Source organism: Sphingomonas sp. SP5, assembly GCF_058313455.1.
Genome location: NZ_JBZFLF010000002.1, coordinates 176,236 through 189,049, shown reverse-complemented (window position 1 = coordinate 189,049; position 12,814 = coordinate 176,236). Strand labels below are relative to the sequence as shown.

The 12,814-nt window shown below is 68.7% G+C and carries 14 protein-coding genes; 7 read left to right on the top strand and 7 right to left on the bottom strand.

The window, feature by feature from the left end:
• Positions 1 to 87: 87 nt before the first annotated feature.
• From AC4GY7_RS04660 to AC4GY7_RS04645, 4 genes are all read left to right on the top strand, one after another.
• Entirely contained in the window at positions 88 to 1,338 is a 1,251-nt protein-coding gene (locus AC4GY7_RS04660) for an efflux RND transporter periplasmic adaptor subunit (RefSeq protein ID WP_491112228.1), read from the top strand.
• 148 nt (positions 1,339 to 1,486) lie between these two features.
• On the top strand, positions 1,487 to 4,729 hold the full coding sequence (locus tag AC4GY7_RS04655) for an efflux RND transporter permease subunit (RefSeq protein ID WP_491112227.1): 3,243 nt from the start codon (positions 1,487 to 1,489) through the stop codon (positions 4,727 to 4,729).
• Complete coding sequence (locus AC4GY7_RS04650) at positions 4,726 to 6,309, top strand: efflux transporter outer membrane subunit (RefSeq protein WP_491112226.1); 1,584 nt, start codon at positions 4,726 to 4,728, stop codon at positions 6,307 to 6,309. The genes AC4GY7_RS04655 and AC4GY7_RS04650 overlap by 4 nt, the downstream gene beginning before the upstream one ends.
• Positions 6,310 to 6,430: 121 nt before the next feature.
• Positions 6,431 to 6,934, top strand: coding sequence for a GNAT family N-acetyltransferase (locus AC4GY7_RS04645; RefSeq protein WP_491112225.1), 504 nt, complete (start codon positions 6,431 to 6,433; stop codon positions 6,932 to 6,934).
• A gap of 3 nt (positions 6,935 to 6,937) precedes the next feature.
• On the opposite strand, the gene AC4GY7_RS04640 is transcribed toward AC4GY7_RS04645, so the two are convergent.
• Complete coding sequence (locus AC4GY7_RS04640) at positions 6,938 to 7,348, bottom strand: phasin family protein (protein ID WP_491112224.1); 411 nt, start codon at positions 7,346 to 7,348, stop codon at positions 6,938 to 6,940.
• A 132-nt stretch (positions 7,349 to 7,480) separates the two neighbouring features.
• On the opposite strand from AC4GY7_RS04640, the gene AC4GY7_RS04635 reads away from it, so the two are divergent.
• Positions 7,481 to 7,669 carry a hypothetical protein gene (locus AC4GY7_RS04635; protein WP_443585028.1) on the top strand — a complete coding sequence of 63 codons (189 nt, stop codon included), beginning with the start codon at positions 7,481 to 7,483 and terminating at the stop codon, positions 7,667 to 7,669.
• A gap of 20 nt (positions 7,670 to 7,689) precedes the next feature.
• Here the strand turns inward: AC4GY7_RS04635 and AC4GY7_RS04630 are convergent, their stop codons facing one another.
• The 6 genes from AC4GY7_RS04630 to AC4GY7_RS04605 form a co-directional block, all read right to left on the bottom strand.
• Positions 7,690 to 8,163 (bottom strand): hypothetical protein, encoded by a 474-nt coding sequence (locus tag AC4GY7_RS04630; protein ID WP_491112223.1) that lies wholly within the window; start codon positions 8,161 to 8,163, stop codon positions 7,690 to 7,692.
• Positions 8,160 to 8,627 (bottom strand): hypothetical protein, encoded by a 468-nt coding sequence (locus tag AC4GY7_RS04625; protein WP_491112222.1) that lies wholly within the window; start codon positions 8,625 to 8,627, stop codon positions 8,160 to 8,162. Before AC4GY7_RS04625 ends, AC4GY7_RS04630 begins: the two co-directional genes overlap by 4 nt.
• A gap of 59 nt (positions 8,628 to 8,686) precedes the next feature.
• Positions 8,687 to 9,064: a hypothetical protein gene (locus tag AC4GY7_RS04620; RefSeq protein WP_491112221.1), complete on the bottom strand. Its 378-nt coding sequence runs from the start codon at positions 9,062 to 9,064 to the stop codon at positions 8,687 to 8,689.
• Between the two features lie 42 nt (positions 9,065 to 9,106).
• A complete protein-coding gene (locus AC4GY7_RS04615; protein WP_491112220.1) occupies positions 9,107 to 9,679 on the bottom strand; it encodes a helix-turn-helix domain-containing protein in 573 nt (190 codons plus the stop codon).
• 223 nt (positions 9,680 to 9,902) lie between these two features.
• A complete protein-coding gene (locus AC4GY7_RS04610) occupies positions 9,903 to 10,184 on the bottom strand; it encodes a hypothetical protein (RefSeq protein WP_491112219.1) in 282 nt (93 codons plus the stop codon).
• 96 nt (positions 10,185 to 10,280) lie between these two features.
• Positions 10,281 to 10,835: a hypothetical protein gene (locus AC4GY7_RS04605; protein ID WP_491112218.1), complete on the bottom strand. Its 555-nt coding sequence runs from the start codon at positions 10,833 to 10,835 to the stop codon at positions 10,281 to 10,283.
• 172 nt (positions 10,836 to 11,007) lie between these two features.
• Here AC4GY7_RS04605 and AC4GY7_RS04600 point away from each other — a divergent pair, with 172 nt between their 5' ends.
• The gene (locus tag AC4GY7_RS04600; RefSeq protein ID WP_491112217.1) at positions 11,008 to 11,706 is read left to right on the top strand and encodes a L,D-transpeptidase family protein; all 699 of its coding nucleotides are present in this window, start codon (positions 11,008 to 11,010) and stop codon (positions 11,704 to 11,706) included.
• A gap of 104 nt (positions 11,707 to 11,810) precedes the next feature.
• Positions 11,811 to 12,464: a GAF domain-containing protein gene (locus AC4GY7_RS04595; RefSeq protein ID WP_491112216.1), complete on the top strand. Its 654-nt coding sequence runs from the start codon at positions 11,811 to 11,813 to the stop codon at positions 12,462 to 12,464.
• The last annotated feature ends 350 nt before the right edge of the window (positions 12,465 to 12,814 follow it).

Below are 12,814 nucleotides of genomic sequence, written 5' to 3'. Positions count from 1 at the left end.
GCCAGCACGAGCAACCTTTCGCCGCCCTTGCGCATTATCGCGCGGGTCGCGGCTGCGCGAGCCGAGACACGACCCCGGGTGACCCATTTGACCACAGCATCGATTCGCACCCGCGGGCGCCTCGCCGCGGCCACCCCCGCCGTGATCGGCGCGCTCGCCCTGACGCTTGCCGCGTGCAGCGGCGGCGGATCGCAGGAAAAGGGCGCGGGCAAGGGCGGTGCCGGCGGTGCCAACCGGGGACCGACGACGGTCGGCTATGTCGTCGTCCAGCCGACCAGCGCCGCGATGGTCACCGAACTCGCCGCGCGCACCAATGCTTACGAAAGCTCGGACGTGCGGCCGCAGGTGAACGGCGTGATCCGCCGGCGCTTCTTCACCGAAGGATCGCTGGTGCAGCGCGGGCAGCCGCTCTACGAGATCGACCCGCGCCTGTATCGCGCCGCGGTCAACCAGGCGCAGGCCAATCTGGCGAGCGCACGCGCCAACGAAGAGGCGCAGCGGATCCAGGCGGAGCGCTACAAGCCGCTCGCCGCGATCGAGGCGGTGTCCAAGCAGGAATATACCAACGCCATCGCCACCGCGCGCCAGGCGACCGCCTCCGTCGCGCAGACGCAGGCGGCGCTGGAGACGGCGCGGGTCAATCTGCAATTCACCACCGTGCCCGCGCCGATCTCCGGCCGGATCGGGCGATCGCTGTTCACCGTCGGCGCGCTCGTGTCGGCGAGCCAGACCGATCCGCTGGCGCAGATCCAGCGGCTGGACCCGATGTTCGTCGATATCCAGCAATCGGCCGCCGACCTGCTCGCGCTGCGCCGCAGCCTCAGCCAGAACGGCGTGGTGCCGACGCGCGCGGTGGTGCACCTGCTGCTGGAGGATGGCAGCGACTATGGCCTGACCGGCACCGTCGAATTCGCCGAGGCGCTGGTGAATACCGAAACCGGCACGGTGACGATGCGCGCGCGCTTCCCCAATCCCAAGGGGCTGCTGCTGCCGGGCATGTTCGTGCGCGCGCGCTTCGCGCAGGCGATCAACCAGAATGCCTTCCTGGTGCCGCAGCAGGCGCTGAGCCGCGATGCCAAGGGCAATGCGACGGTGATGCTGGTCGGCCCCAACAACAAGACGGTGCAGCGGCAGGTCACCGCCTCGCGCACGCAGGGCGAGAACTGGGTGGTCACCGCCGGCCTGAAGGCGGGCGACAAGATCATCACGCAGGGCCTCAACAACCTGCGCCCCGGCGCGCAGGTGAAGGCGGTGCCGGCGAACAGCGCACAGAATGTCGCGCCGCCCAAGCAGGGTGAGGACAAGCAACAGGGTGCCGCCCAAAGCAAGGCGGGCTGATCGTGCAGGACAGCAGAACAGCCTCCGTTTGCCCTGAGCCTGTCGAAGGGCTTGGGACTCACCGTGATTCGAGAAGCTCAGCACAAGCGGCGTGTTTGTCGGCAGCAGACAGGCTAACGATTGTCGCCTCGGCGGGACAAAATATCAGATGATCTCCCGGATCTTCATCGACCGCCCGATCTTCGCCTGGGTGCTCGCGATCATCGTGATGCTGGCGGGCGTCGGCGCGATCCTGAGCCTGCCGATCGCGCAATATCCCGACGTGGCGCCGCCGCAGGTGTCGATCCGCGCGACCTTCCCGGGTGCGAACGCGCAGACGTTGCAGAATTCGGTGACGCAGGTCATCGAACAGCAGCTGACCGGCATCGACGGGCTGCTCTATTTCAGCTCGTCCTCGTCCAGCCGCGGTGCGGTGACGATCACCGCGACGTTCGAGAAGGGCACCGACCCCGACATCGCGCAGGTGCAGGTGCAGAACCAGGTGCAGCAGGGCGTCGCGCGCCTGCCGCAGCAGGTGCAGCAGCAGGGCCTCGTCGTCCGCAAGTCCAACCCGGACAACCTGCTGATCGTCGGCGTCTATGACGAGACGAACGCCAAGACCAACCAGGACGTCAGCGACTATCTCGTTTCCAATTTGCAGGACCCGTTAGGGCGCGTGCAGGGCGTCGGCGACGTCAACGTCTTCGGATCGCAATATGCGATGCGCATCTGGCTCAACCCGGCGCGCCTCGCGAGCTATCAGCTGATCCCGTCGGATATCACCACGGCGATCCAGAACCAGAATACCGAGGTCGCGGCGGGCGAAGTGGGCGGCCTGCCCTCGGGTCCCGAACAGATGCTCAACGCGACGGTGACCGCACAGTCGCGATTGCAGACGCCCGAGCAATTCCGGCAGATCATCGTCAAGACGCTGCCGACCGGCGCCACCGTGCGCCTGTCCGACGTCGCGCGGATCGAGCTGGGCGCGGAAAGCTATGCCGCGGTCAGCCGCATCAACCGCCATCCGGGCGCCGGCATCGCCGTGCTGCTCGCCCCCGGCGCCGACGCGCTGAAGACGGCCGAGCTGGTGAAGGCGGAGGTCGCACGCGTCGCCAAGGGCTTCCCGCCGGGCCTCAAGGTCGCCTACGCCAACGACACCACCGCCTTCATCAAGCTGTCGATCGATGAGGTCGTCAAGACGCTGATCGAGGCGGTGATCCTCGTCGTCATCGTCATGTTCGTGTTCCTGCAAAGCTGGCGCGCGACGCTGGTGCCGACGATCGCCGTGCCCGTGGTGCTGCTCGGCACCTTTGCGGTCTTCTACCTTGCCGGGTTCTCGATCAACACGCTGACGTTGTTCGGCCTCGTCCTCGCCATCGGCCTGCTCGTCGACGACGCGATCGTCGTCGTCGAGAACGTCGAGCGGCTGATGGAGGAAAACCCCGACATGGGGCCGCGCGAGGCGACGATCGAATCGATGAACGAGATCAGCGTCGCGCTGATCGCGATCGCGCTGGTGCTGTCGGCGGTGTTCCTGCCGATGGCCTTCTTCGGCGGGTCGACGGGCGTCATCTATCGCCAGTTCTCGCTGACCATCGTCTCGGCGATGGTGCTGTCGGTGCTGGTCGCGCTGATCCTCAGCCCGGCGCTCACCGCCTCGCTGCTCAAGCAGAAATCGAAGGAGGCCGAGGAGAGCCAGGGGTTCAAGCGCCGCTTCCCGCGCGTCGCCGGCTGGGGCACCAAGGCGTCGGGCTGGTTCAACCGCAATTTCGACCGCGGCGTGCAGAAATACACCGGTGCAGTGCAGGCGCTGATCGCCCGCAAATGGCTGTTCCTGCTGATCTACGTCGGCCTCGTCGCCTTGCTCGCCATCCTGTTCCTGCGCCTCCCCACGGGCTTCCTGCCGACCGAGGATCAGGGCGCGGCGATCGTGCAGTTCCGCCTGCCCGCCGGCGCCACCCAGGCGCGCACGCTCCAGGTGCAGCGGCAGGTCGAGAATTACTTCGCGCAATATGAGCCCAAGAACAGCTCGGTCCTGTTCACCGTCGCCGGCGGCGGTGGCGGCGGCGTCAGCGGCCAGAACACCGGACAGGGCTTCCTCAACTTCGTCGACTGGAAGGATCGCAAGGGCAAGGAGAATACCGCCGACGCGATCACCGCACGTGCCTCCGCCGCGTTCCGGGGCTTGCGCGATGCGCAGGTGTTCGCCCTCGTACCGCCGGCGGTGCGCGGCCTCGGTTCGTCGGACGGCTTCACCATGGAGTTGCAGAACACCGGCGGCCTGACGCAGGACCAGTTCAATGCGGCGCGCGACAAGCTGCTCGGCCTCGCCAATGCCGATCCGATGCTGGCATCGGTGCGCCTTACCGAATTGCCCGACATCGCGACGCTGCGCGTCGATACCGATGCGCAGAAGCTCGCGGCGCTCGGCCTTTCGCAGAACAACGTCAATGCGACGCTGACCACCGCCTGGGGCGGCCAGTACGTCAACGACTTCATCGATCGCGGCCGCGTCAAGCGCGTCTACGTGCAGGGCGATGCACAATTCCGCTCTGCGCCCGACGACCTGAAGCAATGGTTCGTGCGCGGGTCGAGCGGGCAGATGGTGCCCTTCTCCTCCTTCTCGTCGACCGGTTGGGCGACCGCGCCGACGACGCTGTCGCGCTTCAACGGCATCTCCTCGTTTGAATTCCAGGGGTCCGCCGCGTCGGGCAAGAGCTCGGGCGATGCGATGACGCGGATGGCGGAACTGGCGGCGCAGATTCCCGGCACCTCGGTCGCCTGGGCAGGCCTGTCCTATCAGGAGCGCTTGTCGTCGGGGCAGGCGCCGCTGCTCTACGGCCTGTCGATCCTGGTCGTCTTCCTGTGCCTTGCCGCGCTGTACGAAAGCTGGTCGATCCCGTTCGCGGTGCTGCTCATCATCCCGCTGGGGCTGATCGGCGCCATCGCCTTCGTGACGCTGCGCGGGCTCACCAACGACGTCTATCTGCAGATCGGACTGCTGACGACGATGGGGCTCGCCGCCAAGAATGCGATCCTGATGATCGAATTCGCCGAACAGGCCGAGCGCAAGGGCGCGCGCGTCATCGACGCGGCGCTGGAGGCGGCCAAGATCCGTCTGCGCCCGATCCTGATGACCAGCTTCGCCTTCATCTTCGGCGTGCTGCCGCTCGCCATCTCGACCGGTGCGGGCGCGAACAGCCGCATCGCGATCGGCACGGCGGTGATCGGCGGCATGCTGTCGGCGACGTTCCTCGCGATCTTCTACATCCCGCTGTTCTTCGTGCTGGTACGCCGCGGCGTGCGCGACGGCCTTGCCAAGCTGCGCGGCCGGCCGACCGGCCATCAGGGCGGGCATGACAAGGATCCCCCCGCTCCCCCCATGCCGCCAGCCGCGCCGGAGCCTGCATGATGCGCCGCCTGATCCTCGCCCTTTCGATGGCCGCGACCGCGCTCGGCGGCTGTTCGATGGAGCCCAAATACGTGCGGCCGGCGGCGCCGGTGCCGGCATCCTGGCCGGTGGGCGATGCCTATCTGCGCCAGAGCGAGGCGGCGCTGCCGGCGATCACCTATCGCGACGTGTTCAAGGATCGGCGGCTCCAGGCGCTGATCGACCAGGCGCTGGCGAACAACCGCGACCTGCGCGTCGCCGCCGCCAACATCGCCGCCGCGCGGGCGCAATACCGCATCCAGCGGGCCGACCTGTTCCCCGCCGTCGACGCGTCGGGCCGCTACACGCGGTCGGGCGGCGGCAACGGCGCGCGCAGCACCGCTGGCAGCGGCGGCACCGGCAATACGGGTACGGGGACGGGAACCGGCACGGGGACTGGAACCGGGACGGACACGGGAACCGGTGTCGGCACGGGAACGGGATCGACCGGTACGATCACCACCACCAGCAACGGCAACAGCGCCTTTTCCGCGCAGGTCGGCGTCACCGCCTTCGAACTCGACCTGTTCGGACGCATCCGCTCGCTGTCGCGTGCGGCGCTCGACCGCTATTTCGCCACCGAGGCGGGGGCGCGGGCGACCCGGCTGACGCTGGTCGGCGATGTCGCCACCGCCTGGCTGACCTATGCCGCCGACCGCAGCCTGCTGAAGGTCGCACAGGATACCGCGACCAGCGCGCAGCAGAGCGTCCGCCTGACCCGTGCCCGGCTGCAGGGCGGGATCGCTGCACGCACCGACGTGCGCCAGGCCGAACAGATCCTGGAAACGGCCAACGCCGATCTCGCCGAACAGACGACCTTGGTGGCGCAGGACGTCAACGCGCTGCAATTGCTGGTCGGCGCGCCGATCGACGCGACGTTGCTGCCCGCCTCGATCGACGAGGCGCAGGCGACGATCGCCAGCCTGCCCGCCGGCCTCGACAGCGGGGTGCTGCTGCGCCGCCCGGACGTGGTGCAGGCCGAATATGAGCTGCGCGCCTATAACGCCGAGATCGGCGCCGCGCGTGCCGCGCTGTTCCCGCGCATCTCGCTGACCGGGCTGGTCGGCTTTGCGAGCACGGCGCTGTCGTCGCTGTTCTCGGGCGGTGCCTTCACCTATTCGGTGGCGCCGTCGGTCAGCTATCCGATCTTCCAGGCCGGTGCCGCGCGCAACAACGTGCGCTACACCGAGGCGCAGCGCGATGCGGCGCTCGCCACCTACGAAAAGGCGATCCAGACCGCGTTCCAGGAAACTGCCGACGCGCTGGCGCGTCAGGGCACGCTCGCCGCACAGCTGCGCGCGCAGACGAATTTCCAGGCGGCGGCGGCCGACACGTTGCAGCTGGTCAACGCGCGCTACCAGGGGGGAATCGATACCTTCCTCTCCAGCCTCGACGCGCAGCGCTCGCTGTATACGGCGCAGCGTTCGCTGATCGCGACGACGCTGGTCGGCGCGACCAACCGGGTGAACCTGTACCGGGTGCTCGGAGGCGATTCGTCGCTGGAGGCGACGGCCGACGGGCCGCGCCCGGTGACGCCGAGCGGCGCGCCGCGCAGCGATTGAGGGTCAGCGGCGAGCTTGGATCAGCCTGGCATCATAACCCGTTAAGGTTCGACTCGCACGATCGCGCGTGTAGGATGACGGCCTTGTCGGTCGGCTTCGATCGTCGCAGGAGCCGCCGCCGATGAGCCATACGATCCGCCGCTTCCGCCCCGCCGACGATGCCGGCATGCTGGCCTTTGCCGCCGGTCTGCCCGAGCATGACCTGCTGTTCCTCGGCCGCGACCTGCGCCATCCGCGGGTGATCGAGGCATGGCAGCAGGCGATCGGCGAAGGCTGGATCGACAGCCTGATCGCGGAAGATGACGGCCGCATCGTCGCCACCGCCGCGCTGGTGCGCGACCCGCTGGGGTGGAGCGGGCATGTCGGCGAACTGCGCCTGCTGGTGGCGAAGGATCGCCGCGGGGCCGGAATGGGGCGGGACCTGCTGGAGGCGCTGCTCGCCATCGCCGGCGCGCATGGGCTGGCCAAGCTGACCGCGACGATGACGCCCGATCAGGTTGGTTCGATCGCGCTGTTCGAGGGGCTGGGCTTCACCCGCGAGGCGTGCCTTGCCGGCCATGTCCGGGCCAGCGACGGGAACGCGCACGACCACATCGTGCTGGCACGGACGATGCCTGGGGGATGACGCTCAGCCGTCGCTGACGCCGGTGCCGCCGGGACGCAGCGGTGCTACCGCGTCGCGGCCGAAGCGGGCGATCAGATCGCCGATCTCGCGTGCCTGGGCGAGCGAGCGCTGGCCCTGTTCGCGCAGATATTCGCCCTGGATGCGCATCACGTCCGATAGATCCTTGGCCTGCGCCGCCTCGCGCATCGCCTGGAATGCCTCGTGCGAATTCTGCTCGGCCTGTTCGATGATCTTCAGTCCGATGGTGGCGCTGCCGTCCGCGACCTTCTGGCCGGAGGCGCGCATCGCCTCGCCCGCGCGACGGGCGGGATCGAGGACATGTTCCGAAAAGCTGTCGCGGGCGCGGTTCGCCGCGTCGCGCATCGCATCGCCTGCCGCCGCGCCATTGCCGTCATCGCCGGTGCCATCCGCCATCGTCGCTCTCCTGCTGTGTCTCGGGCGACGGTTACGTTTCCGCAACGGCCGCTGTGCGGCTCAACGTACGATCGCGGCATTCGGTCCGTTGCAGGACGTTGCGTCCGGCCTGCGTCCCGGTACAACCGCCGCATGGAGACGCCGGACGACGCCACCCATCGCAGGATTCGCGGCGAGCTGCTGCACCGTGCCGTCGCGCTCGGCCAGGAGCTGATCCGGCTCGCCGACGACCTGGATCTGGCGATCGCGGGGCTGCATATCTGCCAGGGCATCGAATTGATGCGCGAGGAGGCCGAGCGGCTGACCGGGCCGGAGGACTGACCAACGGGTTCTTTGCGCGGTCAGACGCTGCCCAGGCAGCGCAGCACCAGCGCGGTGCCGCTATCGGTCAGGGACAAGGTGGACGCCGCGTCGGGGTCGGCCGCGATCGCGCGGATGAGGCCGCGATCGGTCAGCACGTCGATCCAGCGTGCCAGCACCGCCGGCCTCAGGCCGATCGCATCGGCCACCACCTGCGGCCGCATCGCCTCCCCCGCTTCGAAGGCGATGAACAGGTTGAGCAGGATATCCCAGCCGGGTTCGCCGAACATCTCCGCCAGCGGTCCGGCGGCGGCATCGCGGGCGCGACGCTGGGCCAGTAGGACGCGGGCACGATCGACGTCCTCGGGCTCCTCGGGGCCGGTCGGGACCGGCGCGACGATCTCGCCCCGCCCCCGCGCGGCGGCGGCGCGGACGCGTTCCAGCGCGGCGGCGAGCCGTTCGTAATCCTCCCGGTCGCGGTGGTGCCAGCGGAGCAGGCGGATGTCGGCGCTCATGATCGTTCGAATTCCGGTTGGCGCAGCGGCGACCAGTCACGATCGCTGCCGAAGCTGGCGAGGCGGCGGCGATGGCGCAGCGCCCCCACCGCCAGCATCATCAGCATGGGATAGGCGATCTTGCTGCTGGCGCCGGCGTACATCCACGGCACGAGGCTGGGCTGGAACGCCTTCACGCCATGGATCGCGATGGTGATGAGGTGCAACGACGTGACGTACAGCGGCCAGTAGCGATTGGCGCGCAACGCGATGCCGAACAACCCGATCAGCATCGCACCATCGACGGCGAGCAGCAGCCAGAACACCGAATGATAGCTGCGATACTGGACGAACGGCAGGTTCGACGTCGCGAGCGCCCCCAGCACGAACACCAGCGCCGTCCAGCGCTCCGGCGCGCCGCCCGCCCAGGCGGCATAGCCGCAACAGGCGAGCAGCAGCGCGTTGAAGAAGATCACGTGGGTCATGGCCTGGCCGAGCACACCGGACCGGTCAAAGAAGCAGTCTGTCGGCCAAGCCATGACACCTAGGCGGCGACGCGCAGATGACTGACGTCGGCGCCCGTCGGGGCGAACTCGGGCTTCGGCAGTTCGTCGCCGAAACTCGTTTCATACCCGATCTGCCTGCCCAGCTTTTCGATCACGCGGTGGCCGGCGACGGTATGGCCGCGCGCCGTGCCAATCGCCATGATCGCCTGGCCGAGCACTTCGAAGGCCTGCTGCCCGGCGATCGCCGGCAGGTTCGCGGCGCTGCGGGCACGCGGCAATGCGGCGAGCAGCTCGCCACCGGTCGCGAACGCTTCGTCGAGCTGCGTTTCCAGTCGCCACAGCAGCTGCGCGACCGCCTCGGCCGCCGCGCGGGTATCCGCATATCCGGTGTTCGCATCGGATTTCGCGTTGAACATCAGGCCCACCTTTCCACCCGCTCCGGGTGCTCGCGCTGGAGGTCAGGAAAGGCGCTGGGCGACGGTTTCGATCAGGCCGGTAAGGACCTGGAGGCCGGTCATGAGCATGCCGAATGCGATGGCGATGCCCAACGTTATGGCCTGTATCCAGATCAACCGGTCGCCGACCGAAAGGTCGTTGTCCCTTTGTCCTTTCCGCCGGAAGGGCAGCCGTATCCCCGAAGAGCGCTGCCTCGAAGGCGGCTCCTCGGGGACCCCCGGTGCCCCGACGATCAACTCGTCCGGCGACACCGGCAATGGCGAAACGGCAGCGGGTTCGGATAGCCGTGCAGAATGCCCCCCGATTTTATCGGGGGCGGCCTCTACTGGGATAACCGTTGTTTGCGAAGTACTTAGCCGCGCGTTTTCGGCCTCGTGGCGAGCCCATTGCAGCGCCGCATCGCGGCGGTTGCGCGCGCCGATCAGCTTCACCGCCTCGGTCAGATAGCTGTCGACGGTGGATTTCTCGATGCCGAGATCCTCGGCGATCTCCTTGGATCCCTTGAGGTCGCGCACGCCCCGCAGACATTCGCGGTGGCGCCGGGTCAGTCGGTCGAATCGGCTGGAATCGTTCACGATATCGCTGTCACGCCTGCGGCGCGCGCGCGCAAGAGGCGGCGCACGGCGTTCCCGCCGGCACCGCCGCTACGATCGATCGCCTGCTGTCCAGACCCGCTCAAGATCGTCATGCCCCCCGGTTCGGAAGGCGCATGTTTACCACGATCCGGCGGTTAAGCCACGCAAAGCACCATTTCGGGCACGACAACCAGGCGGCACCGCCGGGCCGCCCAGCGACGGGTCAGCCGTGCGATGCCTTGCCCGACTTGCCCTTGCGTACCGTCGCCTTGCGGCCGCGACGTGTCGCGACGGGTGCCGATCGCCGGGCGCGCAGCAACGGCACCGCGATCGCCGCCGCCGCGCCGGCCAGCAGGGTGCCGCCGATCGCGACCCATCCCCCGATGCCGAGGCCGCCATCCTCCTGCCCTGCGCGCGACGCTGCCGGTGGCGTTGCGGCGGCCTCATCCTCCTCGTGATGGACGGGGCCGGCATGCTTCATGGCCGAGCTGGGGATATGCGACATAATTGCGTTCCTTTCCGGCCGTCCAACCGCACACCACATGGCAATGTTCCGGATCGGGGTTCCGGACCGGGGTTCCGGACGGGCGCAATCCGGGGCTCAACCCTGCCAGCGGCGCATGGCGGCATCATAAGCGTCGGCCGCCGTCTGCCGATCGGCTTCCAGCCGGTCGTGCTCCTCGCGCTGGTCGCGCTCCAGCGTGCGCCGCCGCTTGGCGAGCGCCGCCTCTTCGGCACGGAGCGCCCGCTCGTCGCTGCGGTGGCGCGCCTCCGCCTGCGACAGTGCCGCCTCCGCCTCGGCAAGCGGACGGCGGCTCGGTTTCGGCACCGGCGGGGGCGGCGCAGGACGTGCCCGCTTGGCGGCAGGCGGCGCGTCCGCATCGTCCGTGGCCGCCGGCTTGCGACGCGTCCGTGCCCGATCGGGCGGCAGTGCGGCGATCTGCTCGGCGGCGCTGCCGCGCGACCGCTTGATGACCGTGCCCGGTTTGGCGAGCGGCTCGGCGGTGAGGGCGGGATCGGTCACCACCTCCGCGACGCCGCGCGCGAACAGGTCGCGGGCGCTGCCCCAAGCCTGCAGCGCCGCCTTCTGGCTGGGCGCGGCGACATAGGCGTCGTGGAAGCCGATCGGCGTGCGAAAGACTTTCAGCTTCGCCATGGAGCGGCCCGGATGCGGGAGGATGCCGTACGCATGGGCCGTTAACGAGCGGCAGCGGCAAAGGTTGACGCATCCCGCCGGTGTCCCGCAGCGGCACGCGCGATTCCGGCGGGTGGCCAGCGGGCGGGTTTGCGCGCATTCTGCCCAGCGTCTCGATCATCCGGAGCGTTCCTTGGCCGCACGTCGCCAGGCCCTAGCGGCCAAGCTGATCCTCGCCGTCGCCGCGCTCGGCATCGCGGCCGCCGCGACCGTGTCCTCAAACCGCCCTGCCCGTTCCAACGTACGGCCCGCCACGGCACGCGCCGCGGCTACGCAGCCTGTCGCCGCGGTGGCGAGCGTCGCGCCCGCAAGGCCGTCGCCCGCGCCCGCACCGACGCCAGCCCCCACGGCCACGCCCGCTTCGATGCAGGTGAAGCGCGTTCTCGACATCGGGCCGATCAAGTTCGGGGATTACGCCTGGGACGACAAAGGCGTGCCGGACGGCCCCCTCATCATCACCGTGGACCTGGCGGCGCAGACGCTGTCGGTGTTTCGCGACGGCTATGAGATCGGTGCCGCCGCCATCCTTTATGGCGCGGACGACAAGCCGACGCCGCTCGGCACCTTTCCGATCCTGATGAAGGATGCGCATCACGTCTCGCGCACCTATGGCAATGCGCCCATGCCCTACACGCTGCGGCTGACGCGCGACGGCGTCGCGGTACATGGGACGGAGGTCGCCTGGGGCTATGCGACGCACGGCTGCATCGGCGTGCCGACCGCCTTCGCCCGCCTGCTGTTCGCGCAGGCAAAGGTCGGCGACCGTGTCATCATCACCCGTGGCAAGACGCTGGCGACGGGCGAACCGCTGGTGGCGACTGCCGGCATATAGACGCGGATCAAGCGCAAAGTCTGGTTAACGGCGAAGAAACCTCTTGGCCAAGTGTCAGGAACACTGATACATTTTCGGGCCTATATAGGGGTGGGGCCTGCGGCATGACGGATGAGGAAGAGCGGCTGGCGACGTTGGCGGATTACGGCCTGCTGGATACCGATCCGGAGCGCCAATATGATGCACTGGTCGAAGAGGCGGCGCGACAGACCGACGCCCCCATCGCCACCATCTCGCTGATCGATGCGCGGCGCCAGTGGTTCAAGGCGCGGATCGGCCTCGACACCGCCGAGGGGCCGATCGCCGAATCCTTTTGCGCCAAGGCGATCGAGCAGGACGGCGTGTTCGTGGTGCCCGACGCCAGCCGTGACGAGCGGTTCCGCGACTATCCCAACGTCACCGACGGCACCCGCATCCGCTTCTATGCCGGGGCGCCGCTCAAGATGCGCAACGGCGCCCGGATCGGCACGATCTGCGTCGTCGACGTCGAGCCGCGCGAGGGGTTGGAAGAGGAAGAGCGCGTGGTGCTGGAGGACCTCGCCCGCCGTACCGTCGCCGCGTTCGAACTGCGCCGCGACCTGCGCGAGAAGGGCAGCGATCCGGTCGCCGCCGATGCCGCACCGCAGTGGCTGGAACAGGCGAGCGACCATCTGGTCAAGGCCTGGGCGGCGCTCGACGTGATCGGCGCGACCGCGGAACTCGCCCGGCTGGAACAGGTGATCGTAGAGGTCGATGCGCTGAGGCTGGCGCAGCGATAGGCGGCGGATCGACGTTCGGACGTCGTTTTCCCCTCTCCGCGAGACAGGCAGGGCTATCGCCTATGGGTCGTCCGATCCCGGGCGGTGTTCTTCGCTCCTCCGTCATGCCCCGGACAAGTCCGGGGTGACGGAGGATTACAGAACATTGCCGCGAATTAGACAGCCCATAGGCGATAGCGGCGCATGCAGCACCCCGCGATCACGCATGCGCAGCATAGGCGCTTCCCCCGTCGGAAACCCCTTGCTAAGGCCCCCTGCAACATACGCTTTCGCGAAGCGCTCCCGCGCGCCCGATCGGCCGTACCCGGCCGCTCCCCCGAGCGCCCTCGAGCCAAATTGAAGGGACCATG